Raw genomic sequence first — 26,821 nt, 5'->3', positions numbered from 1 at the left:
ATTGGGAAAGTTATTGATCTTGGGGGCTGGAGGACATGGTAAGGTTGTCGCAGAAACAGCTATGCTTACTGGTCTATGGGACGAGATAGCTTTTTTGGACAATGATAGTACTCTTAATAGGGTGATAGGGATTCCTGTTATTGGAACTTTCGATACTTATCATAACCATAAAGAGACATATTCTAATGCGATCGTTGCCATCGGGAATAATCACAATAGGTTGACTTGGCTTACTACACTTGAACAAGCAGGCTACAAAATCCCTGTAATAATTCATCCCTCCAGCATATTAAGTGGATTCTGTGAAATTGAGTCCGGTACTGTAGTTCTCGCGGGTGTTGTGGTCAATGCAAACGCTAGGATCGCAAAGGGATGCATCCTTAATACTTCAAGTACTATTGATCATGATTGTGTGATAGGGAATGGGGTACATATTTCTCCTGGCACCAATATTAGCGGAACAGTTACAATTAATGATTTCTCTTGGCTAGGTGTAGGGTCGAAAATTGTAAATAATATCACTATAGGCTCCAATGTGATTGTTGCCGCTGGCGCTGTAGTAATTAATGATATTCCTGATAGTGTAATGGTAGCAGGCGTACCAGCACAAACAAAAAAATGCTTTGGAGATGAATCGTAATGCAGGAACGTATTTATTTGTCACCTCCACATATGAGTGGAAATGAAATGAAATACATACAGGAGGCATTCGATAGTAACTGGATAGCCCCTTTAGGTACTAACGTTGATAAGTTCGAAGAAGAGATTTGTGACTATGTTGGCATGGAGCATGGGCTTGCCTTGTCATCAGGTACAGCAGGAATTCACCTGGCACTGAAATACTTTGGGGTAGGTCCTGGTGATTATGTATTCTGTTCAGATTTAACTTTTGCAGGAAGCTGTAATCCGATTCTTTACCAGTATGCGAATCCGGTATTCATTGATTCCGAACCGGAAACTTGGAATATGTCACCCACAGCTTTAGAAAAAGCATTTGAATGGGCCAAAAACGAAAATAAAATGCCGAAGGCAGTTATTATAGTAGATTTATATGGTCAAAGCGCAGATTATGATGCATTACTTCCGATCTGTGAGCATTATGGTGTGCCCGTAATAGAGGATGCAGCAGAAGCACTTGGAGCTTCATATAAAGGAAAGAAATGCGGCTCATTTGGTCACATTGGTATCTTTTCATTTAATGGGAACAAGATTATCACTACCTCTGGCGGTGGAATGATTGTTTCTAATGACGAAGAGGCTATTAAAAAGATGCGCTTCTGGGCGACACAGTCTAGAGAGCCAGCGAAGCATTATGAGCATAAAGAGGTAGGATACAATTACCGGATGTCTAATATTTGTGCTGGGATTGGGCGGGGGCAGCTGGAGAATTTAAACATGCGCATTGAATCGAAAAAGAAGATTAGAGATTTTTACATTAATTCACTCAAGGATTTTCCAATAGAGTTTATTCCTATTCCTGATAACAGCGATTCTAACTACTGGCTGACAGTAATGTTGTTAAGATCAAACGCAACTGTTAAACCCTTTGATATTATTGGGAAACTAGAAGAGGGGAATATAGAATCAAGACCTGTTTGGAAACCAATGAGTCTTCAACCGTTGTTTAACGAAAGTGGATTTTTTTCTCACTCAGAAAAAGAGTTTGTAGGAGAAAGGCTATTCAAACTTGGAGTTTGTCTGCCATCTGGAAGTACTCTGAACGAAGTACAACTGAATTTAATTACTAAACTTATTTCAGAAGAGTTAGGAAGTTAATGGATTTTATTGAACATTATAAATATTATGAAGTTTTAATTAAATACGATTTTTATGATTTTAATTAAGGAGATTCGTTATGGCTACTGTTTTAATTTTGGCAAATAGTGATATTGGTTTATATAATTTCAGAAAAGAGTTAATTCAAAAATTACTTCAAACTCATCAAGTATACATTTCTTTACCAGATGGAAATAATATTTCGTCATTAAAAAAGATGGGGTGCAATTTTATTGATACTCCTGTCAATAGAAGAGGAATCAACCCTCTAGATGATCTGAAATTATTTTTAAAATATGGACGTATGCTTAAAAAAATTAAGCCTGATGTTGTGCTATCTTACACTATTAAACCTAATGTATATGGAGGAATCGGATGTAGACTCAGAAAAATTCCTTTTATACCTAATATAACTGGTCTAGGTTCAGCAATAGAAAACGAAAGTTTCATTAAAAAAATCACATTATTTCTTTATAGAATCTCATTAAAAAGAGCCGAATGTGTGTTTTTTCAAAATAATGAGAATAAGGATTTCTTTGTGAAAAACAAAATTGTTTCAAAAAATTACAAGGTTATCCCGGGATCTGGAGTGAATTTAAATCAATTTCGAATTTTAGAATATCCATCATATGATAAGAAAGTGAACTTTTTATTTATAGCTCGAATAATGAAAGAGAAGGGGATAGACGAGTATTTAAAAGCAGCAGAATACATAAAAGGTAAATATCCTAACACTGTTTTTCATGTGTTAGGCTTTTGCGAAGAAGATTATGAAAGGAAACTTAAGGAGATGCAGGATAAGGGGGTTATTTTATATCATGGTATGCAAAGTGATATTTTAGAATTTCATAAAATATCTCATTGTACCATTCATCCTACGTATTATCCGGAAGGGATGTCAAATGTTTTGCTTGAAAGTGCTGCTTGTGGAAAACCTGTAATAACTACAAATAGAGCAGGTTGTAAAGAAATTGTAGATCCGGGGGTAAGTGGATATATAATTGAAGAAAAAAACAGCAATGATTTGATAATGAAAATAGAAATGTTTTTGGAATTAGATTCTAATTCAAAAATGAAAATGGGGTTAGCTGGAAGACAAAGGGTTGAGCGAGATTTTGATAGGGAAATTGTAATTAAAGAATATGTGGAATTAATTGATAAAATTAGTGGAACTGCGATTTCGAAATAATGGAGTGAAAAACTATGGTAACTATTTGTTTAGTTCTTCTAAATTACAATGGTACTGAGGATACAATAGATTGTATAGAAAGCATAGAAAAAACTGATCATAGTGGTATTAACTTAAAAGTCGTTGTTATAGACAATAATAGCAAAAATGAAAATATTATCAATTTAGAAAATTATTTAAAAGAAAACCAAAAATATCACCCAGATATCTTTGATGAAAAAAGTAAATATTTTTTATTGAAAAGTAATTTAAATATAGGTTTTGCTGCAGGGAATAACAAAGCCATCAGATTTGCCGAAGAGTATTTTGAAGTAGATTACTATCTTCTTCTTAATAATGATACCATTTTAGAGAAAAATAGTATTACTGAATTGTTGAAAGGATTTTCTGAGGAAAATGTCGGTGCTGCATCAGGATTAATAATTGAAAATTCAACAAAATCAAAAGTTTGGTACGCAGGAGGTCATATTTCTAGACTAAGAGCAAAAGGGGTTCATTACCATTATGGAAAAAATTATAATGAATTAAACTTAAAAAAACAAAATACTAGGTTTCTTTCTGGATGTTATGTAATGTTTAAAAGGGAAGCATTAATTAATATTCAACTTTTAAATGAAAGATACTTCTTTGGGACTGAAGAATATGATTATAGTATTAAATTGACTAAATTCGGCTATAGGCTAAAGTTTGTACCTGATTCGAAAATATATCATAAAGTTAAAATAATGGATGGAAATGGATCAAGTCACAATATAAGAGATCTCATCTACGTGTACAATAGCATGAGAAATAAATATATTCTTACAGTATCTAATGAAGGTTATTTAGTAGCTAAGATATGGGAGGGGCTGTCGAGGTTGTATATTAAATTTGTTCTTTTTAAGAGGTTGGAGAAAAAATACAATAATACAATTTATAATAATAAACTTAAAAAGATGTTATATGAATATTATAAAGGTAACTTGAATAAGAAATTTGTTGATAATAAAGAATTTAATGAGGTAAAGATGGAATTAACCAAAAAAGTTAACGTTTAAGGTTAATTTTTTTATTTGTTGCTTATAGGGAGGGTTTGTATGGGGAATTTTATAACCGTGATTATACCGCTTTATAATAAAGAAAAATATATAGAAAAAACTATAATGAGTATTTTGAATCAAACGTATAAACATTATGAAATTATTATAATTGATGATATGAGTACTGATAATGGATACCTAAAAGCATGTCAAGTTCAGCAATCAGGGAAAGCTAGAGATAGCTCATTTAAAGTATATCAAAATGAAATTAATAAAGGCGTAAGTTATACAAGAAATAAAGGAATTGAAATAGCAAATGGAGATTACATATTTTTTTTAGATGCTGATGATGAAATTAGTGATGAAAATCTATTCAAAAGTATAAATGTTTTTATAGAAAAATATGGAGCTCATTATATTTTATTAACAAGAAATTATTATGGGAAAGTATTAAAACCAAGCCCACATTTAACAGGTAATATTGATGAACTAGAGACGGATTTTTATAAAATAAGAGAGAAAGAACTATTTGCTGAAGAAAATAATTTTCCATTTGGAGGAAGTGGGTCTGCAGTTCTTTCAGTGAAATGTATTAAGAATGCACGATTTGATCAAAATGAACCACTTTTTGAAGATTGGCTTTTTTTTATGAGTATTTATTTAATAACTGAAGTTTTTTATTATTCTAAAGATACTATATTTATTAATTATGATAAAAACTCTACTTTTAAGACAAACACCAACAAGAGCGAATTGTCTAAAATACCTTCCCTCTATTGGTTGCTAAATCAAAATGAGAAAAATAATAAATTGAGAAAAAGGTTTTTTTGGATATGGTTGAAAGGTGACATTACAAAAAATAAAAATCGTGAATATATTAAAGGATTATATCTATCAAATAAAAAGTTCTTTATTAAAAATTTTCAGCTTAATAAGTATTCCATTTATAGCATGTTAATGATCACTTTATATATTATTAAAAAAGATAGGTGATAAATATTCTTAGTAAGAGATTGATCAATGAAAATTTTCTGATTTTAATATTTTTTCTTATGGTTTTTAAATTTACCCCACGTAGTTTTATAGGAGATCAATGGGCTAATACAATTACAGAGATATTTATATTCCTTAGTCTTATAGTTATGGGTTTTGTTAATATGAAGTTCAGGTATAATTTGAATAAAGTCGCATGGATGTTATTGACTTTAATATTCTTATCCCAGTTGTTATGGATAAGATTATATTTTGGATTTCAAATAGATGTTAAAGAACAGTTTAATTGGTTACTATATTTTTTATTATATGTAGTTATCGTAAATATACTAAAAAATAATAATCTTGATAAAAAACGTATATTTAACTGTTTTAGTTTAATTATTATATTAAATATAGCTATTTCGTTGTTATCTTATATGAATGAAAGTCTCTTTAATATCTTTAATGTTTTATTCGAAACATCTAAAACAGCTATTATTGGTAGTACATATCAGCGATTTTCAGGAACTTTTTCAAATCCTAATTTTTTCGGAGTGTTTTTTTCGGTTATTGGTTCATTTGTAATTATAAAATTATTAAATGAAAAAAAGAAAAAAATTTCACATTTATTATATCTATTTGTGATTATATATTTAATTAATATAAGTGGATCAAGAAGTGCTTTAATATCGTTTGTTTTCTTAAGTGTTTTAGTCTTATTTATATCTTTTTTCTTAAATGAAAAGAAAAGTATCAGTTTGAAAAACTTAAGTATATTCTTTTTAATAATAGCAAGTGTCTTCTTAACTTCTTTTTTGTTAACAACAAATTTAGATACCTTGACATTTAGTAATTTGAATACAAGATTTTTTAATTATGAAAATATTAAAGTGAATTTTGTAGGACGAATTAATATGACACAAGGGGCTTTGGATTTTTTTGTGAAAAATCCTTTAATGGGTGTAGGACCAGAAAATGATGCATATAGTTCGATTGATAACCAATATGGGAAGTTATTAATGGAGTCAGGAGTTCTGGTTTTTTTATTATTTTTAATTCTTTTGTTCTATTTGCTAATTACAAGGTTCCGTTTATTCCGAGAGGAAAAAGATGATTTAGAGAAAAAAGTGTATTTTTTCACGTTTATTACGACAGTAGCACTTATAATAAATATGTTTGGAGCTGCAATTTTTTCAGTAACACAATTAACATCGTTGTATTTTTTTCTGTTAGCCCTTAACAAAAGATAAGAGAACTAATTTTATTTGTACCTAGGAGGCAAAATGTCGTTATTAAAAATGCTATGGAGTAAATTAAACTATGTAATACAAAGTTATGTTCATAAATATAAATGGAGATCAAAAAATAAACATAATTATACTAAAGCCATTAATATTTTCCCTATTAATACTGTGAATGTTGGGAATTTTACATATGGCGCTTTAAAGATAAAGCATTATGGTAATCCTTCTGAGAAATTGATAATAGGGAATTATTGTTCTATTGCAGATGATGTGACTTTTATATTGGGAGGAGAACATCACCCATTATTTATTTCGAATTATCCTTTTATGCTTTTCTCATCATCAGAAAATAATCCACTAGAAGATAAGGCTACAAAAGGGCCAATAGTTATTTCTGATGATGTTTGGATTGGAGCAGGTTGTATGATACTATCAGGTGTTAATATTGGTCAAGGTGCTATTATAGCTGCCGGAAGTACAGTTGTTAAAGATGTTCCTCCTTATGCTGTTTACGCCACAAATAGGATCATAAAATATAGATTCTCAACTGAAATAATTAAACAATTAATTAAATTTGATTTCTCGAAATTAGATTTTAACTTTGTGATTGAAAATAAAGACTTATTTTATAGTAATTTAGATGATGAAAAATTGAAAGACCCTAGGTTGCAAAAGTATATGAAAGAGTATGAGAAATATGAATAATAGAATTAGCAAGATAATTAAAAATTTTTCATACACACTTACTTCTAATCTTATTTCTATGCTTATATCAGTATTAATGGTATTGTTTATTCCGAAAATAATAAATTTAGGAGATTATAGTTACTGGCAATTATTTATTTTTTATACATCCTATGTAGGTTTGTTTAATATAGGTTGGGTTGAGGGAGTGTATTTAAAATATGGCGGATTAAAATACTCCGATCTAAATAAAAGAATCTTTAGCACACAATTTTGGTATTTTACAATTTATATTGCAGTAATTAGCTTGATTTTAGTTCTTTATATATATGCTAGGATGGATAATTTCGATAAGAAATTTATAATGTATATGGTTTCTATCTATATTTTATTGACTGTACCAAGAGGGTTTTTATTGTTTGTTTTACAAGCTACAAATGAAATAAAAAAGTTTTCTAAAATAATGATCTTAGATCGATTACTCTATTGTCTATTTTTAGTACTAGCATTTGCTTTTAACTTTGTCAATTATAAAAGCTTGATCTATATAGATCTTATCTCAAAAATAATTACTACTATTATCTCATTAATAATATGTAAAGAAATTATTAATTTGAAATTTGTTTCATTGCAACAAGGTTTGAGAGAAACTTTTGATAATATAAAGGTTGGAATTAAGTTGCTAATTGCAAATTTAGTTGGTCTTTTTATTATTGGTTTAGTGCGGTTAGGGATAGAAAGAAATTGGAATATTGAAACTTTTGGAAAAATCTCTCTAACTATGAGTATATCTAATCTATTTATGGTTTTTATTAATGCTGCTGGAATTATTATGTTCCCCTTGTTAAGACAAATACCTGAGGGAAAACTACCAAAAATGTATAAAACTATGCGAGACATGTTGATGATTCCTTTATTCTCGCTTTTTGTATTGTACTATCCTATGAAGGAAATTCTTACAAACTGGTTGCCTCATTATGCTGAAAGTCTAAAATACATGGCATTACTTTTTCCTATGTGTATCTTTGAGAGTAAAGTGGCATTACTAATTAACACTTATCTAAAGACCTTACGTAAAGAAAAGTTAATTCTAAAAGCAAATATCTATACGTTAATCTTAACAGTGGTATCAATCGCGATAACAATAGGTCTACTAAATGATTTAACAACTACTGTTATTTCAATTGTTTTTTTACTCGCATTTAGATGCATTGTTTCGGAGATATTATTAGCAAGATACTTAAAAATATCAGTAGAAAAAGATATTGTCTTAGAATTATTTATGACTATTACTTTTATGCTTGTTGGCTGGATTTTAAACAGTATTAGCGGATTTTTTGTATATGTTATTATTTACACAATTTATATGCTCTTAAAAAAGAAGGATATAAATAAATTGTTAATCCTACTAAAGTCTCAGTTTAACTCAAACTGATAGTTTAATAGCAGAAAATAATAGGGAAAAGATTGTTACTAAAGAGAGGAATAAGTCATGTACAAAATAGCAGTAGCCGGAACTGGCTATGTCGGCTTAGTAGCCGGCGTATGCTTCGCAGAAGTGGGCCATCAAGTCGTATGTGTAGATATTGATGAAGATAAGGTTCAGCTTATGAAATCTGGAGTTTCGCCCATATATGAAGCTGATCTCGAAGAACTTATGCAGAAGAATTACGCTGCTGGAAGAATCGATTACACTACTAATTATGCTGAAGCATATAAAAATGCAGATGCTATTTTTATAGGTGTAGGTACGCCTGAGCAACCGGATGGATCAGCCAATCTATCATACATAGCAACTGTTGCCAGACAAATTGCAGAAACCATAGAGAAGGATTGTTTGGTTGTAGTGAAATCTACAGTTCCTGTTGGAACTAATGATAAGGTAGAGCAATTCATTCATGACTTCCTGCCACATAATGGTGAAGAACTGATTGGTAATGGAATTGGACAGAAGATCAGAGTAGAAGTGGCCTCTAATCCTGAATTTCTTGCTCAAGGTACAGCGGTCAAGGATACCCTACAAGCTGCAAGGATTATTATTGGAACTGAAAGTAAATGGGCAGAAGATATTTTAATGCGCATTTATGAGCCATTCAATATCCCTATTGTTCCTGTAAGACGTAGATCGGCAGAGATGATCAAGTATGCGTCTAACGACTTTTTGGCATTGAAAATATCTTACATGAATGATATCGCCAATCTCTGTGAGTTAGTAGGTGCCGATATTCAGGATGTTGCCAGAGGTATGTCTTTTGATGAGCGCATCGGCAGCAAGTTCTTAAATGCGGGCATCGGATACGGGGGAAGCTGCTTTCCTAAGGACACGAAGGCTCTGGAGTATCTTGCCCGGCAACATGGGTATGAGCTTAAGACAGTCAAGGCTGCTATAGATGTGAATACTAGTCAAAAAACCGTTCTATTTAAGAAGGCATCTAAAAGGCTGATTACCTTTAATGGCCTAAAAGTGGCAGTGCTGGGACTTACCTTTAAACCAGGAACAGATGATTTAAGAGAGGCTGCTTCATTAGAGAATATCCCCTTATTGCTAGAACAAGGTGCAGATATTTATGCATATGACCCTGTGGGGAAAGATAATTTTGCTCAACAATATCCTGAAGGTAGCCATGGAATTGGAAAGATCCACTATGTCGAGAATATTGATGAAGCACTTGATGGTGCCAATGTCTGCTTCATTATGACCGAATGGGCATCAATTAAGGCTGTTCCACCTGGAGAGTTTAAAAAGCTGATGAGAACACCACTGCTTTATGATGGCAGAAACATTTACAATGTTGATGAGATGAAAGAAGCAGGTATTGAATACTACTCTATCGGGAGGTAATCAGCCTTTGCATGAATCCATATAAATATAGAGGAGACGAGTTAGTTGGACTATATTCCTTTAGATACAGGAAAGAAATACTTAGTAACCGGAGTAGCAGGTTTTATAGGATCAAGTTTAGCTAAGAAACTTCTTGAACACGGGTGTCAGGTCATTGGTATCGATAATATCAATGATTATTATGATATCAATCTAAAGTACACACGGCTTGAGCAACTTACACCTTATGAGGATTTTAGCTTTATTAAAGGTGATATTGCTGATAAAGAATTGATATTAAGTCTATTTGAAGAGCATAAGCCCAACATTGTCATTAATCTGGCAGCTCAAGCTGGAGTTAGACATTCCATAGATAATCCGGATGTATACATTCAGAGTAACGTTGTAGGTTTTTTTAATATCCTTGAAGCTTGTAGATATAATCCCGTCAATCATCTGGTATACGCCTCATCCAGTTCTATTTATGGTTCGAATGAGAAGGTCCCGTTTGAAGAAACGGATGTAGTAGATCATCCAGAATCTTTATATGCTGCTACTAAGAAATCGAATGAATTAATGGCGTATACCTATAGTCACCTCTATAAAATACCAACAACAGCCCTGCGCTTTTTTACTGTCTATGGTCCATTAGGGAGACCGGATATGGCTTACTTCGGATTTACCCAGAAATACTTTAATGGAGAACCGATAAGAATATTTAATAACGGAGATTTCAACCATGATTTGTATCGTGACTTTACATACATTGATGATATTGTTGAAGGGATTCGCAGAATTCTGAGTAAGGCTCCTGAGGATGCTGTACCACATAAGATTTTTAACATAGGTAATAACAATCCTGAGAAGCTGATGTTCTTCATAGAGACCTTAGAGAAGTGTTTAGGGAAGAGTCTGGGCAGAGAGGTTGAATTTAATAAAATATTTGAACCCATCAAACCTGGAGATGTACCAGCAACCTATGCATCTACTGAGCTATTGCAAGCCGCGGTGGGGTTTAAGCCGAGCACATCTATTGAAGAAGGATTGCAGAAATTTACTGACTGGTATGTTAAATATTATGAAGCCAAATAATAAGTGAGGTGAACCTTATGAAAGGCATAATCCTAGCCGGTGGCTCCGGCACCCGGCTCTATCCGTTAACCATGGTCACCAGTAAGCAGCTCCTACCCGTTTACGACAAGCCCATGATCTACTACCCGTTATCCACTCTAATGCTTGCGGGAATCAAAGATATCCTTATCATCTCTACACCTGAGGATACTCCGAGGTTTGAGAGTCTTTTGGGGGACGGTTCTCAGTTCGGGATATCTCTACAATACATAGTACAACCCAGTCCTGACGGTTTGGCTCAGGCTTTTATTTTGGGCGAATCGTTCATTGGGAATGATGCTGTGGCAATGATTCTTGGCGATAATATTTATTATGGGAATGGCATTCGTAAGATGCTTCAACGTGCTTCCGGGAAGGCGCAGGGGGCGACTGTGTTTGGGTATCATGTCCATGATCCGGAACGGTTCGGTGTGGTGGAGTTCAATGATGAAGGCAAGGTACTGAGTGTGGAAGAGAAGCCGGTACAGCCTAAGTCTAATTATGCGATTACGGGTCTCTACTTCTATGATAACCGTGTTGTGGAGATTGCCAAGAACGTGCAGCCTTCTTCCCGGGGGGAACTTGAGATCACTTCTATTAATGAAGCATATCTTAAGATGGGAGAACTGGATGTGGAACTCCTGGGCCGCGGCTTTACCTGGCTGGATACGGGGACTCATCAGAGTCTGGTGGATGCCACTAATTTTGTCCGGACGATTGAAGATCATCAGGGGATTAAGATTGCCGCGCTTGAAGAGATTGCATATATTAACGGATGGATTACGAAGGAGCACCTGCACAGTTGCGGGCAGAAGCTAAGCAAGACGGGCTACGGCCAGTACCTGATCAAGGTTGCTACCGGGAAAATTCAATATTAAGCAGTAGAGGTGTAGAGGATATGAAGTTAACAGAAACAGCGCTTCCAGGCGTGTATATAGTTGAACCTGCGGTATTCGGGGACCACCGGGGATGGTTCATGGAGACGTTCAGTGATGCGAAGTTCAGAGAGCAGGGTATCGATATTGCTTTTGTACAGGATAATCAGTCCTATTCTGCGGTTAAGGGTACCTTGCGCGGCCTGCATTATCAGCTCAATCCCAAAGCTCAGACCAAACTGGTGCGTTGCACCCGTGGAGTCATCTTTGATGTGGCCGTGGATGTCAGAGCAGGCAGTCCCGCTTACGGCAAGTGGTTCGGTGTTGAACTAAGCGCAGAGAATAAGAAGCAGCTGCTGATTCCCAAAGGGTTCGCCCACGGGTTCATGACGCTGACCGAGGATGTTGAAGTTCAGTATAAGTGTGATGAGCTGTATGCTCCAGACTGTGATGGCGGCATTCTCTGGAATGATCCGGCTATCGGGATTGACTGGCCCCTTCACGTTACACCCGTTCTCTCTGGCAAAGATGAGCAGGCTCCGTTGCTGCAAGACGCTGTTCTGAATTTTACCTACACTCCCTGAAGCAGGTCGAAATCAAATTGAATGATTCTGAGGTGTAATTGATGAATAGAAAGAAATTGCTGGTTACCGGAGGTGCCGGTTTCATTGGCGGGAATTTCGTACAGTACATGATCGATAAGTACTCTGATTACGATGTCTATAACCTGGATCTGTTGACCTATGCGGGTGACCTCTCCAAGCACAAGGAGATTGAAGATCGGGATAACTACCACTTCATCCAGGCGGATATTGCTGACCGTGAGGCTGTTCAGTCTCTTTTTGAACAAGAGCGCTTTGATTATGTGGTCCATTTCGCAGCCGAGAGTCATGTGGACCGCTCTATTACCGATCCGGCGGTATTCGTCCGAACGAATGTGATGGGAACCCAGGTGCTGCTGGATGCTTCCCGTGCGATTGGAGTGACCAAGTTCGTTCATGTGTCTACGGATGAGGTGTATGGCGAACTGGACTGGGACCCTGCTGTATTCTTCACGGAGGAGACCCCGCTGCAGCCTAACAGCCCTTATAGCGCAAGCAAAGCGTCGTCCGATCTGTTAGTCCGTGCGTATCACGAGACCTTTGGCTTGCCGATGAACATTACCCGTTGCTCCAATAATTATGGCCCGTACCACTTCCCGGAGAAGCTCATTCCCCTTACGATCTCTAAGGTCCTGAATGAACAGAAGGTTCCTGTCTATGGAGATGGCGCGAATATCCGCGATTGGCTGCATGTGTGGGATCATTGTGCTGCGATTGACCTGGTGCTGCATGAGGGCGTAAGCGGTGAGGTGTACAACGTAGGCGGGCATAATGAACGCACCAATCTTGAGGTTGTGAAGACGATTATTCATACCTTGGGGAAATCTGAGGATTTGATTGAATTCGTTGCCGACCGGCTGGGTCATGATAAACGTTATGCGATTGATCCGGCTAAGCTGGAGAGATTGGGCTGGAAGCCTACGTATACGTTCGAGACCGGAATTGCCCAGACCATCCTGTGGTATACGGAGAATGCACAGTGGTGGGAACAGATTCTTAGCGGCGAGTACCGGAAGTAGCTTATGAGCCGTAACCTAAATAGAACTAAGATGGGCAAGCGCAGAAAAAGAATTCTCTTTCTGTACTTGCCCCTTCTGTTAATCGTCTTGCTGCTCCTGTGCGCCGGGCGTTTCCTTCCCGTATCCGAGTCTCCGAAGCAAGCAGATGTTATCATCATCCTCAGCGGCGGGGGAGGGCGGGTGGAGCAAGGGGTTAAGCTGTATAAAGAAGGCTATGCGCCGCAGCTCCTGCTGTCTAACGCTAAAGAGATCACCGGCCCCGCAGGTGACATGCGTGAAACAGCCCTTTCCTTGGGCATCCCGGAATCCGCTATTCTGACGGAAGACGCTGCCGAGAGTACTTACCAGAACGCCCAGCTTACGCTCCCGATCATGAAGCAGCATGGCTTTAAGTCGGCGATCGTGGTGTCGTCGGATTTTCATATGCGGCGGGTGAAGTTTATATTTGATCATGTGTATAAGAAGTCGGGGATTGAGCTGACTTATATCGGGGCGGACTCGGGCTATAACGCGAAGGCGTGGTGGAGTGACCGGTATAGCCGGGAGACGACTTTTAACGAATATATTAAGATGATTGGCAATGCCTTCGGCTATAATGGCCCGGAAGCGAAGGGTTCGCTGGAGCAGATTAAGCGCTGGTTCCGCAGGTAAGGTAGTTCTGACAACAAAAGAAGTCTGGATGGTTCTAGCGGGAAGTTGCGGATCAGCGTTGGGTGAAGCGGGGGAAATAGCAGAGACAGCGGCTTCGCAAACGTAATATCAAGACGATGGATACTTACGAGACCACTTGGTCTCTATTTTTTTGCCACCATGTTAGCTTGGTTTGGATTTACAAAAGACGAATGATTAATATAAATACTATTAATTATCAAAGAAATTATACAAAAGATATGTAAAAAAACTCTTTACTAAAAATTATACTATGCTGTATATTGGAAAAGTTGGCCTAATGGATACTAAAGGAGGAGATATTAGTGAGTAATTAACTATTGACTTTTGATTTGTTAAAAACATATAAAAGGAGATTGTAAATGGAATTTAAAAAAGGTAATAGAAATTTTAAATTATTAAAAGTACTTTTAGTATTGAACCTGGTATTTATGCTTATTGTTCCGAACTTGGCAAATGCGTCCTCGGACCTCCCCACTTCAGGCCTCCCTGAGTATCCAAAAGAAATTCTTGATGGACTAAAAAAAGCTGAACAGGAAGCGAAAAAAAAGGTTGAAACGGCTGCGCCATTGAGTGCTCCAGTTAAACCGAAGAATATTGTGAAAAAAATGTCTTTAAAAGGAGTGTCTACTTTACAATCCACCCCAACAATAAGTGTAAGTGATGTAACAGAGTACTCCCTTAATATTAATGTAACATATCCAATTGATGGTCAGTTCGGAAATGGATTGGCAATTCAAGATCAAACCACAATGGAATGGAAAGATGTTTATGGTTCTTATTATGCCAAAACAGGTACATATAAGGTTACAGGTCTTATCCCAGGAAGATCCTATGCTGCACAGATGTATTGGTATACAGATGACACACACTCTTGGACTAGACAAGAGAATTTTGCTTACGCAAAAACTAAGACTATTGCTCCAGAATTAATTGTAATGCGTTCTAGTTCAACTTCATTAATTGTTTTCGTTAATTATCCCATACCAAATCAGCACGGAAATGGGTTATTTCTACTTGACCATAGTACAAATACTTGGTCTGATATAGGTAAGAGTTGGAGCGTTTCTAGCGGATTTTATGAAATATATGACTTGAAGCCTAACACTATATACACAATTCAGCAGGTGTGGTATGCAGATAGTACTAGTGATTGGAATCGTCATGAGAAACTTATAACTTTAAATACTTCTTATGGAGACACAGAAGCTCCAAGTGCTCCAACGGGATTAGTGTCAGAAACCTTTGATTATACTAACGTTTACCTATCTTGGAATGCAGCGACAGACAATGTAGGTATAAAGCAGTATAACATTTACAATGGTGACTCATTGATTGGGGTGACACCAAATACGAATTTTTTAGTCCCTAACATTAGTGTGCCATCTATCAACAGATTCAAGGTAAAGGCAGTTGATGAAGCAAATAATATATCTTTGGCAAGTAATATCAGTATTATTGATTTTAGCGACACCACGCGTCCAACTACACCGACCAATTTAGCTTATAGAGATGTTAAGTTAAATAGTGTTACATTATATTGGACACCATCAACTGATAGTTCGGGAATTAGTAAATATATAATTCATGATCAAAAGACAGGCAAAGCATACATATCAACTGAACCTAAATACACCATCAATGATTTGAAAAGTTCTTCAACCTATTCCTATGCAGTAACTGCATTTGACCTCCTAGGGAATAGATCACATACTAGTGAAGTACTTCAAGTCACGACTGATGGTTATATTAACAAAAGTATAGAGGTTATTGAGAATGGTCTCTTAACTAATGAGGGGCCTTATAACGCGAGAACCTACCAGAACGGTAAAACATTTGTAATGATTTCTGGCTTATCAGGTGATGTCGATGTTTTAGTTGAAGGTAATGATTACATTAAAGAAGGTACGGATTACTGGTACTCGACAAATTATTTATCACAACGGATGAATGTAACTGTAACAGGTGACAAAGTAGTATTTACTTCAAAACCAGTTGCACCTATGGATAAAGTGAATTCATTATCTGTTACCAAAAACGTTTATAATATTACAAGCGTCTCTGAAAGTGTTTATTCTTTGACAAGTGTCTCCACGTTCGATGATATCGATAAAGTCAAGAAAATGTATGCCTATTTGGATGAACATCCCGATTTCAAAATGGAACAGGTGCAAGAATATTATGAATCTATTTTGGCGAAAGAAAACTCTAGATCAAAAATTACAGAGATAAATGAAGATGTTGAAATGAACGCAGGTTCATTTAATACAGAGAGTATTTCATCATCCGGTAGCTATGACCCTGATGAATTTGATCCTCAGTTAAACCCTCAAGAATTGGCTCTAATGAATGATAACTATGATAATGCATCCGGATCTATATGGGCAGGTTTTTGGGCATACGCTTATTCTCTAAGTGAGTTTGATAAAAATGAATTAACTGACGGCAATGGAGATGCATTTAGGCATGCTTTTTGGGGAGCTCTAATGGTAGTAGAAACTAACTACAATTGGGCAGGTAGATGGGGCACAGCCCATGAGTTGGGAGAACCTAATAATCCTGAAGATCAGAAAATAATGGATTTATATAATAACTTTGCAGGAAGAATGATTGGGCTTAAATATGTAAATAGTTTGAATGGTAAACCTTTACCGTTATCTATCTTTTATATGCCTGTGCTGCGTGACGAAGTATTACGAGCTTTAGATAATGGAGAATTAAAAAGAATAGATAATGAGCCAATGTTTACATCACAAACCCAGGCTGCAACTTTTAACTCATTAAATACTATCACTCCTATGGGTGCAACAATTAACCCTTATGATAATATCGAAATGTCTGCGAAACATATGAAAACAGATACGACGGGAAAAAAGACATCAACTCAGCAAGCTCCAGCAGGAATGGTACACATCAGAACGTATCTCTCAATCAATAGATTTAAAAATGGTTGGGGACAAGTTCAATTTGTCGGAAACAATCAGCTTACTATAAGAGCTTGGATTAATAATACTTTCACAGGGAAAACCTATGAAGATATCACAATACCTATGGAGATGACTCTATACAAAGCAGGATATTTTGCTACCCCGCAGAGTATTAAAGCAGCATTAGCAAAATACTTTGAAAAGAAGAAGAATAGTGGTATCTATGTAAGACAATGGGGGGCTGAATCGTCAGGGACTTTCTATAAGGTAGATGGTATGTCGCAATTTAACGTTTTTGGTGGTAATAGAAATGGTAGTTCGGTTGATATCAATACTTTTATAAATTCCATGGGCCCCTTGTGGGAAACAGAATATCTTGCTTATACCAATTCAGATGCGTTAAGAGATCTTCAGAAAAGTCTTGATTTAATTTCTGTTTTTCCATTAGTTGGTGTTGTTGCGGGAAGTGGAAGTATAATCATTAGTTTCGTATCAGGAAACACAAAAGATGCTGCTCTTGCGGCTGGTTTTACTGCTGCTGGTCCAGTCATTGGGAAATTCACCAACTATGCAGGAAGCGCTATACTAAGAGTTTATAACTCAACAAAAGTGAATACGATTCTACAAAAAGCAGGAAGCTCGATAAGTAATTTAAAGTCGGCCATAAAAAATACGTCAAGTGACTTGAATTCATTAATCACTAATGTTTACTCAGGGTATAATGGAAGAATAGAACTTGAGTTCGCTGACGTTGGACGAATGAATTTTAATCAAGCTCAATTAATTGAAGGAACTAATGAAGTTGCACAGGCTAGATATAAAAACTTCTTAGAGACAAAATGGGCTGAAACAACTCCACAAATTAATACAACTTATGAAGATGCAATGACTGGACAGCATTTTACGAAGAGTGGTAGAATCAAAGTGCTTAAAGCGAGTACAACTTATAAAGTAAATGGATATACTTATTCCACTGATAATCTTGGTAGAATTGCTAAAGTAGAAGGAGATCTTGTACTAAAAGCAGCGCCAAGAAATGAATATGCCCAAGGTATAGTGGGCAGACAAGATCGTGTACGAGAACTGGATAATCCTGATGTAGGAGGGCATTTAATAGCTTCTTCATTTAATGGATCTGGTGAATTGGATAATCTGGTTGCTATGAATGCACAAATTAATGGAGCATCAGGAAAGTGGTACAAAATGGAGGAAGATTGGAGGAAAGCGCTACAATCAAATGGGAGTGTTAATGTTAAAATAATGCCAATTTATTCTGCTATATCACAAAGACCATCTTCTTTTGAAGTTATATATAAGATTAATAATGTTGCATATCCTAAAGTAACAATCTTAAATCAAGTTGGAGGTTAACCTATCTGTGAATAAGATTGAAGAATTGTATCAGCGTATAGGGAATAAGCTCGTAGGAATAATTCCTGATGAATGGGATAAAATTTATCTCTATGCTGAGATATTGCCAGGATCAAGAATAGTCTATTTTTATTACAATTCTACCACTCGAAACGAGTTGATATTTGGTCAATCTATTCCTGAGATATATGGGGTAGACGATCAAATATATAATAGGTTGGACAGAGAGTTGGTAGAATATTTCGTTGAGCTAAATCAAGAATCACTTAAAAGTTCTCCTGAACCTTGGACGAATCTTACAATGTATTTAGATCAATCCGGAAAATTTAATATTGATTATAGTTACGATGAAGTTCAGTTCTCCCCTGCTGAACAATTTACAATTTGGAAGTATGAAAATTTAGGGCTACATCCTACGGACGAATTTGCCCAATCGTATTTAGATGAATATCTCAAAAGAAAAACAGATTAATCCTTCAGAGGTGTCCCGTTTAGCTATAATAAAGCTGAACGGGACACCTCCTGTTTGTTGTATGAGATATATAATTAAGTGTCTTGTAAATTTTGTTTGGTTTCCAGTAGCACTTAATTTAAAAATAAGGCAGAGCGAAAAGTCTTCTAAATAGATTTTTACTCTGCTATTTTATAGCTGTTAAGCGCTGGTTCCGCCGATAAGGCACGACACCTTCGTGATGGATACAGATCGGTTCTAGCGGAATATTGCGGATCGGCAGTAGGTGAAGCGGGGGGAACATCAGAGACAGCAGCAGAGACAGCGGCTTCGCAAATGTGATATCGGGACGACAGAGACCTTATGAGACTACTAGAGTCTCTATTTTTTTGCCCTCATATGGCAAACGGGTTGCCTGTAGTTCACGGATTAGACTAATCTGTAGTACTCTATGTTATTGACCATTGGTATAATGTGACATATTATTACAACTATAAAAGAAATTATATTGGATTCCAGTTAGGTGGTGTTTGCGTGGTCCCTACTACTAGAACTATGATTCGCGATCAATTAGCGTTGTATTTGTCGCAGAAGGGAATGCCTATTAATCAATTCTCGGGACAATCCGGAATTAATTCAGGAACGCTCAGCCGGATACTTAGTGGTCACCAGCCCATTGCTATGAACCATCTGGAGCGAATTACCAAGGCAATGGATCTGCCGGAGGATCATTTCTACAGCTTATACGTGGATGAATGTTTCTATTTCTCGTCACCTACCTGGCGGCGTCTGCGGCCTTTTCTTGTGCGCTCAGCTGAGCTGGGCCGTCTGGATTGCGTTGAACAGGTGGTTCAGAATCTGCTGGAGAATCTGGTCTATGCCCCCATGCTGTTCGAAGTGGCTGAAGGACTGTTTCAAGAGGGGGTGTGGCAAGCTGCCGAGTTGCTGTATAAGAATGTGAGTGTCAGTGAGAAGTATCAGAATTCCGAGAGACTTGCGGTATGCCAATACCGTCTGTTCCGTATCGCCATTGGTGACGACCAGACGCGGAATTTACAGGCGGCACATCTCTTCGAATGTTATCTCGACCGGCTGGATGAAGCGGATCAATTGGAAGGATTGAAGCATCTTGCTCATGTCTATGCTACAATGCATCGGTGGCATAAGGTGGATGAACTGGCGAAGCAAATGCAGCAATTAGCGACTCTTCGTTATAATCTCCAGCGCCAGTCGGGCCGCAGAGAGAGTAACGAGAAAAAAACCGAGAAACCTCTTTACTTCTATATCCTGTACGCACAGCTTATCCGTTCAACTGTATGCGAGGAATTAGGAGACTACAATTCGGCATTAGATTGGGTGTCCCTCTATATGGATGGAAGTTGGATACAGGAAGACAATGAAGAAGTAAAGCGGACTGTAGCTCAGTTCCAGGAATGGGGTACTGCGAATAGAATGCTCTATCGGGTGATGGGAGGAGAATACGAGTCGCTCTCTGAATATGTTGACTATATCTCCCACCGGTCAGATGAGATATTTATAGCATTATACAATATTATCTCGTCGGCTAACCGCTATGACTGGAATGTTGATTCTATTCTGGAGCGATTTGCTTCCTATATTCCTTACCGGACATATTCTACAGAATTCGGCGATTATAACCGGCAGGTCATGTTAGACCAACACACTCAATTCCTCGCTGAAATAGCAGCCTATTATTTACATAGTGAGCGTAAAGAAGGTATTAGATTCATCCTGCAAAGTTTGGAATCGTCTGCTAGAATCAATGATGAGAGCAATATCATTAAATGTGTTGATCTATTCGAACAGCATCGGCATCTGGCAGATGAAGAAGAGAAAGAGCAATACAAACTTCTAATTAGAGAGGTGCAGGACTCACATGAAAAGAAAATTGTTCAAACTCCTAGCTTCCTGTAGTCTGGCTATTGCAATTATTATAACTGTTGGTACTGCTGAGCCTGTAGCAAACATCAGCATTCAATCTTTTATTCAAACTATGGGGCACGGTTTCGGTGGTGGTTGATGCTTACCGGGCAGTAAAGGTATGATTTCAAGTAAGTATACAGAGTAAATGACGTTCCCGGTATATCGGGAGCGTTATTTTGATTTGAAGCGAAGGGTTCGCTGGAGCAGATCATGTGCTGGTTCCGCAGATAAGGCGATTTTGGGAAATAGGCGGTAACCTTAAGGCTCTCCTTCCACAATGCGACAAACAAACCAGGTATCCCGGTCTATAATTAGGAGCAAATCTATTTATAGTCTGGGAGAAATGGACCATGCCTAATTATTATTTTAGGGAAGTGTGGACCCCGTTACGCTTGTTCGGGATCAGATTCTACCGGGATGACCAGGACCGGCTGTGGATCAAGAAGGGGAAGCAGCGGCGGCAGCTGGTAAGAAGCTCCGAAGCGGAGAATACGGAGAGTTGAAGAGACCTGAGGGTCTCTTTTTTCATGGGAAAATGTTTATGTCTTAGGAACTATTACCTTGGTACTAATTGAGGTATAATTGTCTCTGCGAGTCTAGCAGGCTGTTCTCTTAGTATAGTAATAGAAGAGTTGACGGCCGGGGCTGCTTACTATGGTTGGGGGCGATGAGTGTGAAGGCGAGAAGATGGAGAGTAGTATCGGCATGGGTGATGCTGCTGAGTATGCTGTTCGGGGGAGTGGCTAGTGCGGCAACAGTTGTACAACAGACGTCATCTTATGTATTCGTGGATGTGAAGACCACATACTGGGCCAATGAAGCGATACAAAGTATGGCGAATCAAGGCATTATTACGGGGAACCCGGACGGGTCCTTTAAGCCTGAAGCGGCAATTACCAGAGAGCAGCTAGCCAAGCTGATTACATTGACCTTTGGACTTGATTTGGTCTCGGATGGAACGCAGACATTCTCGGATGTGGCTCCCTCCTCCTGGGCTTATAAATATGTAGAAGCGTCCAAAGACTATCTCACCGGATATTTTCCAATGAAGGGCAAGCCGTTCTTCGATCCTCAGGCGAGTGCTACACGTGAAGATGTGGCGGTTGCCTTGGTACGTGCGATGGGGCTGGAGACGGATGGTGTAGACGCGGACAATATTCTGCGGTACAGATTCGATGACTATGAGGATGTGACCCCTCAGCTGGCGAAGGAAGTAGCGGTTGCTGTGGAGAATAAGCTGATTCAGGGCTTTCCGGATGGAACCTTCGGACCGACGAGTCCGATTAACCGGGCTTCTGTAGCTACGTTGCTGTACCGTGTATTGAAGTCCTCCTATACTACCGCTACACAGGATGTGAAGCTGGACGTACAGGTGCCGGCGCAGGTGTCGGACAGAACGGTTAAGCTTACGGGCAAAGTGAATGCGGATGCCAAGGTGTACATCAACGATGAAGAAGTAGAAAATGTGGATGGCTCTTTTGCCGAGGCATATGATCTGGATGGGGGAGAGAAGGTCTACGAATTCGTCTTCAAGGCGGTTCTGCCGAACGGACGCTCGAATACAGTTACGAAGCAGGTGACCTATCAGATCTCCGGGCCACAGCTTACGGTGCAGGCTCCTGAGACGTCAAATCAGCTTACAGCTAAGATTACCGGTAAGGTGAAGGACAGCGGTGACACGAATCCGCAGGTTACAGTTAATGATAAGACGGCCTACGTATCTTATAATGGAGAATTCAGTGCGGATGTGACGCTGAAGGAAGGCGTTAACAAGATTGTCGTGACCGCAGTCAATAAAAATGATAAAAAAGCGGTAGTCGAGAAGCAGATAACTGTTACCCTGGGCGGACCGGTGCTGACGCTTGATCTGATCCCGGAGACCAGCAGCAGTCAGACGATTACCCTCAGCGGGAAGGCGACGGATAAGAATGACAGCAGCCCGAAGATTTACATGAACGATGAGCTGGTGAGCAGCTACGGGCCCTTTAGAGAGACGGTAACCCTCAAAGAAGGAGTGAATACGTTCACCTTCAAGGCGACTAACAGTCTGGGCAAAAGCTCCGTCATCACCAAGACGATCATGTTCAATGTGGGCGGCCCTGTGCTGACTCTGGATCTAATCCCGGAGACCAGCAGCAGCCAGACGATTACCCTCAGCGGGAAGGCGACGGACAAGAATGACAGCAGCCCGAAGATATACATGAACGATGAGCTGGTGAGCAGCTACGGGCCCTTTAGAGAGACGGTAACCCTCAAAGAGGGAGTGAATACATTTACCTTCAAGGCTGTGAACAGCCTGGGCAAAAGCTCGGAGGCGATCACCAAGACAATTACTTTTAAAGTAGACGGCCCGGTACTGACGCTTGATCTGATCCCGGAGACCAGCAGCAGCCAGACAGTTACACTGAGCGGAAAGGCCACCGACAAGAATGACAGCAGCCCGAAGATTTACATGAACGATGTACTGGTGAGTAGCTACGGGCCCTTCAGGGAGTCGGTAACCCTCAAAGAGGGAGTGAATACCTTCACCTTCAAGGCTGTGAACAGCTTGGGCAAAAGCTCGGAGCCTGTAACCAAGACCATTACGTTCAATGTCAGTGAGCCTGTGCTGGTTCTGGATTACATTCCTGAGACGACCAAGTCAAAGCAGCTAACCTTAACCGGGAAAGCCACGGATGCGAACGACAGCAGCCCCAAAATCTATCTGAATGACAAACTGATCAGCAGCTATGGCAGCTTCTATGAGTCGGTGATATTGACTGAGGGCAGCAATACATTTGTATTCAAGGTGACCAACAGCTTCGGCAAGGTGGTTACGGTTGAGAAGACGGTGGTTTATACGCCGGAACCTGACAAAGAGTAGATTATAAGGCTCACAACAATAACCCGCAGCTCTGGAGTCTTCTCCTGAACTGCGGGTTATTCGTGCTGCCGTTATAGAGCAGGCGGGCGGATCACTCCCGCCTCCGCTCAGGAATCACAAAGGATACCGTAGTGCCAACTTCGGGCTGGCTGCGGATGACGAGGCCTTCGCCGTAGAGCTGAGTCAGGCGGCGATTGGTGTTCAGCAGGCCGATGCCGCGGTGGGCCCGGAAGGTGTCGTCGAGCAGACGGGCCACCTGTTCCCCGCTCATGCCCTTGCCGTTATCCTCCACTTCGAAGGAGGTGTATCCCTTCTGGCGGCGAATGCGGACCTGGAGCTTGCCTCCGGCTTTGCGGCTCAGCAGGCCGTGTCTGACCGCGTTCTCCACCAGCGGCTGTAGGGTGAGCGGAGGAAGCAGGAGCTCGATGCCGGGATCAACCTCCCATTCGATCTGCAGACGTTCCTCGAAGCGGGCCTTCTCAATGAAGAGATAGGATTCTACCAGCTCCAGCTCATGGGATAATCCGACGAGCTGCTGCGAGTTCATATAATCGAAGCTGATGCGCAGGTAGGAGGAGAAGGCTTCTCCGAGATCGCGCATCTTCGGCTGGTCGAATTCACTCAGCGCCATCAGCGCGTTCAGCGTGTTGAACAGGAAGTGCGGCTGAATCTGAGCCTGCAGGTAAGCTGCCTCCATCCGCAGGCTCTGGTTGATGGACTGCTTCAGTCCGGTCAGCGAGCGGACCCGGTACTTCAGCTCCAGCGCGTCCACCGGCTTGGCGACATAATCGTTGGCTCCGGCCAGGAAGCCGGTGTAGATGTCCGCCGGCTGGTTGCGGGCGGTGAGCAGCAGGATCGGCAGCTCCGAGAGGGAGAAGCGCTGCCGGACTATCCGTGTTAATTCATAGCCGGACATATACGGCATCATCACATCGGCGATCAGCAGATCCCACGGCTCGGTGCCAAGCAGCTCCAAGGCTTCCCCGGCGCTGGTGGCGGTGACCAATTGATAATGCTCTGCCGAGAGCATGCTGGAGAGCACCTTCAGATTGACCGGATCATCATCGACAGCCAGGATCAGAGACTTGGCCGACTGAGAGGCGTCCTGTATCTGCGGCGGAGCCGTTAACTCTATAGGGACTGTGAGATTGCGGATATCGGACTGTTGTAATAGCAGCCGGCTCTCCTCAAGCAGCAGCCCCTGCAGATCAGGATTGTCCGGTTGCCCGGCGGCTGTATCCTGACCCGTCCTCTCCCGGGCCCCAGCAGAGGAGGCCAGCGGAAGAGTGAAGGTGAACACGGACCCTTTTCCCGGCTCAGAGTCTAGTGTAAGGTCTCCTCCGTGCAGCTCCGTCAGCTGCTTGCTGATGCTTAAGCCCAGACCGATGCCGCCTCCGTCAATGATGCCTTTGCTGCCCTGTTCATAGGGCGAGAAGATCCGCGCCTGCGTCTCCTTGTCGATCCCTGCCCCGGTATCGGCTACACTAATCCAAGCAAGCTTGCCGTCGTTAACGGCGGAGACGGTGACTGTTCCGGCCTGCGTGTATTTGATGGCATTGTGCAGCAGGTTATACAGAATCTGCACAATCCGCTTCTCATCACCCCAGACCGGTGGCAATGAAGCGGGCAGCTCATTACGCAGCTGCAGGCGTTTGCCTTCGATCATGAATTCGAACATCCCCAGTACGCCCGAGACCAGTGAACCCATGGCCAGCGGCTCACGCTGCAGCACAATCCGCTTCTCCTGCAGACGGGTCACATCGAGCAGATCGTTAAGCATCAGGGACATTCTGCGGCTGATCGTAATGAGCAGCTCCAGATCCTTATAGCTTTGTTCGTCCAGCATGTGTTGTTCCTTGGAGGCTACAGTCTGGGCAATGCTGATAATACCGTGCAGCGGTGTCCGCAGCTCATGGGAGGTATTCGCCAGGAATTCGTCCTTCTTCCGGTCGCTCTCCTTCAGCTGCAGGTTGAGCAGCCGGTTCTCCTCCGCATTGCGGAAGTACCGCTTGAACCAGTAGGAGGAGAAGCCAATGATGGCTGCAATGACATCTACAGGATAATACAGGATACTTCCCTTGGCATTGGATTCCATAGCCCCGCCAATAACGCTGGAGCCGATAGCGGCGGCAGCAAACAGCAGGAAGAAGGAATCCTGTTCCTGCCGCATCACCATCCGGCCAATATAGAAGATGACTCCGGCTACCGGAAGCAGGTAGAAGACGGAAAAGAACAGTCTGGCATAGACCACGTAATGTGCCGGTAAGATCAGGACATAGGCGGTATAGAGCAGGAGACCCAGCAGATAGATTTTGAACAATCGGCCCGGGCGCTCGTAGGCAGAGAAGCTGCGCGTCAGCATCAACATGAATAGAGACAACGCAGGATAGGCCAGCATTTTGAGCTTCAGTGCCCAGGTATAGTTAATGGGGAACCAGATCAGCAGAATCGTATCGTTATCGGCTACAATGGTGGTTGCTACTGCCATCAACAGAAGGAAGAAGAGCAGGAACGCCCGTTGCTTCCGGTTAAAAAAGAATAAAATCCCAGCATACAGCGCATGCAGCAGCATGATCATGAACGCCACCAGCTGGAAGCCGAGTGAATACATCCTTTCGCTATCCACCGCGGCCTGGGAGCCGAAGCGGATCGACCTCACAATCCCGCCCTCCAGCGGATGGTCGTAGTTGGCTGCCCGGACGAGGAGAACAATCTCCTGCCTTCCCGGGTTCTCGTAGGCTGCGGTGTAAGAGACCGCCTTAGGAATATAGTCCCCGCTATTCACCGCCAGCTTCCCGAAGCTGGTCTCTCTCTGCTCGTTAATATCAATGCTGGAGGCGGCCTGAATCCGCTGAATCCAGAAGCCGTAAGACTCGGTCTGTGACGGGTCTACGAGTATACGCAGCTTGTATGTACCATAGCCCAGAGAGGATTGCTCTCCTTCGGGGAAGCCGCTGCTCCAGTCACCGGGAACCTGGACCACATGCGGTGTGCCCGCAGCAAGTAGGGCGGAATCCTCATAGCCCAGGAGCTGGCCGGGATAGAACTCCCACTCTCCATCCAGCTGGATGGACGGGGAATTCATGAAATCCCAGCCCCGCATATCCAGCACACCTTGCTGTGCTTCGGGATGCTCAGACGCGGTATTGGCATTGAACCACAGATAGCGCAGACTGATTAGAATCATTAGATAGAAAAGCAGCAATAGAGCCTGCTTGGGGTTGAATCTGGCTCGTGCCTTCATTAGGTGTGTACTCATCGAGGTTATCTTCATCATACGGT

Annotated in this window: 20 protein-coding genes; 19 read left to right on the top strand and 1 reads right to left on the bottom strand. The window is 40.5% G+C overall.

Annotated features, from left to right (window positions below; genetic code table 11):
- The first annotated feature begins 1 nt into the window (after position 1).
- The 19 genes from NSS83_RS12450 to NSS83_RS12360 all read left to right on the top strand — a co-directional run bounded on the left by NSS83_RS12450 (position 2) and on the right by NSS83_RS12360 (position 23,539).
- Positions 2-640: an acetyltransferase gene (locus NSS83_RS12450; protein WP_341348344.1), complete on the top strand. Its 639-nt coding sequence runs from the start codon at positions 2-4 to the stop codon at positions 638-640.
- Complete coding sequence (locus NSS83_RS12445) at positions 640-1,776, top strand: DegT/DnrJ/EryC1/StrS family aminotransferase (RefSeq protein ID WP_341348343.1); 1,137 nt, start codon at positions 640-642, stop codon at positions 1,774-1,776. Before NSS83_RS12450 ends, NSS83_RS12445 begins: the two co-directional genes overlap by 1 nt.
- A gap of 79 nt (positions 1,777-1,855) precedes the next feature.
- On the top strand, positions 1,856-2,965 hold the full coding sequence (locus NSS83_RS12440) for a glycosyltransferase family 4 protein (protein ID WP_341348342.1): 1,110 nt from the start codon (positions 1,856-1,858) through the stop codon (positions 2,963-2,965).
- A gap of 14 nt (positions 2,966-2,979) precedes the next feature.
- Complete coding sequence (locus NSS83_RS12435) at positions 2,980-4,002, top strand: glycosyltransferase family 2 protein (RefSeq protein WP_341348341.1); 1,023 nt, start codon at positions 2,980-2,982, stop codon at positions 4,000-4,002.
- Between the two features lie 39 nt (positions 4,003-4,041).
- Complete coding sequence (locus tag NSS83_RS12430) at positions 4,042-4,977, top strand: glycosyltransferase family 2 protein (RefSeq protein ID WP_341348340.1); 936 nt, start codon at positions 4,042-4,044, stop codon at positions 4,975-4,977.
- A gap of 20 nt (positions 4,978-4,997) precedes the next feature.
- Positions 4,998-6,209 carry an O-antigen ligase family protein gene (locus NSS83_RS12425; protein WP_341348339.1) on the top strand — a complete coding sequence of 404 codons (1,212 nt, stop codon included), beginning with the start codon at positions 4,998-5,000 and terminating at the stop codon, positions 6,207-6,209.
- 33 nt (positions 6,210-6,242) lie between these two features.
- Positions 6,243-6,908, top strand: coding sequence for a CatB-related O-acetyltransferase (locus tag NSS83_RS12420; protein WP_341348338.1), 666 nt, complete (start codon positions 6,243-6,245; stop codon positions 6,906-6,908).
- A complete protein-coding gene (locus NSS83_RS12415) occupies positions 6,901-8,322 on the top strand; it encodes a hypothetical protein (protein ID WP_341348337.1) in 1,422 nt (473 codons plus the stop codon). The genes NSS83_RS12420 and NSS83_RS12415 overlap by 8 nt, the downstream gene beginning before the upstream one ends.
- Before the next feature lie 57 nt (positions 8,323-8,379).
- Positions 8,380-9,729: a UDP-glucose/GDP-mannose dehydrogenase family protein gene (locus NSS83_RS12410; RefSeq protein WP_341348336.1), complete on the top strand. Its 1,350-nt coding sequence runs from the start codon at positions 8,380-8,382 to the stop codon at positions 9,727-9,729.
- 45 nt (positions 9,730-9,774) lie between these two features.
- On the top strand, positions 9,775-10,800 hold the full coding sequence (locus NSS83_RS12405; protein ID WP_341348335.1) for a GDP-mannose 4,6-dehydratase: 1,026 nt from the start codon (positions 9,775-9,777) through the stop codon (positions 10,798-10,800).
- A gap of 17 nt (positions 10,801-10,817) precedes the next feature.
- Positions 10,818-11,696 carry a glucose-1-phosphate thymidylyltransferase RfbA gene (gene rfbA, locus NSS83_RS12400; RefSeq protein WP_341348334.1) on the top strand — a complete coding sequence of 293 codons (879 nt, stop codon included), beginning with the start codon at positions 10,818-10,820 and terminating at the stop codon, positions 11,694-11,696.
- A gap of 20 nt (positions 11,697-11,716) precedes the next feature.
- On the top strand, positions 11,717-12,277 hold the full coding sequence (rfbC, locus tag NSS83_RS12395; RefSeq protein WP_341348333.1) for a dTDP-4-dehydrorhamnose 3,5-epimerase: 561 nt from the start codon (positions 11,717-11,719) through the stop codon (positions 12,275-12,277).
- A 41-nt stretch (positions 12,278-12,318) separates the two neighbouring features.
- Complete coding sequence (rfbB, locus tag NSS83_RS12390) at positions 12,319-13,314, top strand: dTDP-glucose 4,6-dehydratase (protein WP_341348332.1); 996 nt, start codon at positions 12,319-12,321, stop codon at positions 13,312-13,314.
- A gap of 3 nt (positions 13,315-13,317) precedes the next feature.
- Entirely contained in the window at positions 13,318-13,965 is a 648-nt protein-coding gene (locus NSS83_RS12385) for a YdcF family protein (RefSeq protein ID WP_341348331.1), read from the top strand.
- Positions 13,966-14,345: 380 nt separating this feature from the next.
- The gene (locus NSS83_RS12380; protein ID WP_341348330.1) at positions 14,346-18,281 is read left to right on the top strand and encodes a DNA/RNA non-specific endonuclease; all 3,936 of its coding nucleotides are present in this window, start codon (positions 14,346-14,348) and stop codon (positions 18,279-18,281) included.
- Between the two features lie 7 nt (positions 18,282-18,288).
- On the top strand, positions 18,289-18,753 hold the full coding sequence (locus NSS83_RS12375; RefSeq protein ID WP_341184240.1) for an immunity protein YezG family protein: 465 nt from the start codon (positions 18,289-18,291) through the stop codon (positions 18,751-18,753).
- 513 nt (positions 18,754-19,266) lie between these two features.
- Complete coding sequence (locus NSS83_RS12370; protein WP_341348329.1) at positions 19,267-20,667, top strand: helix-turn-helix transcriptional regulator; 1,401 nt, start codon at positions 19,267-19,269, stop codon at positions 20,665-20,667.
- Between the two features lie 359 nt (positions 20,668-21,026).
- Entirely contained in the window at positions 21,027-21,179 is a 153-nt protein-coding gene (locus NSS83_RS12365; RefSeq protein WP_341348328.1) for a hypothetical protein, read from the top strand.
- 170 nt (positions 21,180-21,349) lie between these two features.
- Entirely contained in the window at positions 21,350-23,539 is a 2,190-nt protein-coding gene (locus NSS83_RS12360; RefSeq protein ID WP_341348327.1) for an S-layer homology domain-containing protein, read from the top strand.
- A 91-nt stretch (positions 23,540-23,630) separates the two neighbouring features.
- Here the strand turns inward: NSS83_RS12360 and NSS83_RS12355 are convergent, their stop codons facing one another.
- A complete protein-coding gene (locus NSS83_RS12355) occupies positions 23,631-26,783 on the bottom strand; it encodes an ATP-binding protein (RefSeq protein ID WP_341348326.1) in 3,153 nt (1,050 codons plus the stop codon).
- Positions 26,784-26,821 lie beyond the last annotated feature (38 nt).

It is taken from the genome of Paenibacillus sp. FSL H3-0469 (genome assembly GCF_038051945.1).
Taxonomy (GTDB): domain Bacteria; phylum Bacillota; class Bacilli; order Paenibacillales; family Paenibacillaceae; genus Paenibacillus_AQ.
This window is presented reverse-complemented; position numbering and strand designations above follow the sequence as displayed.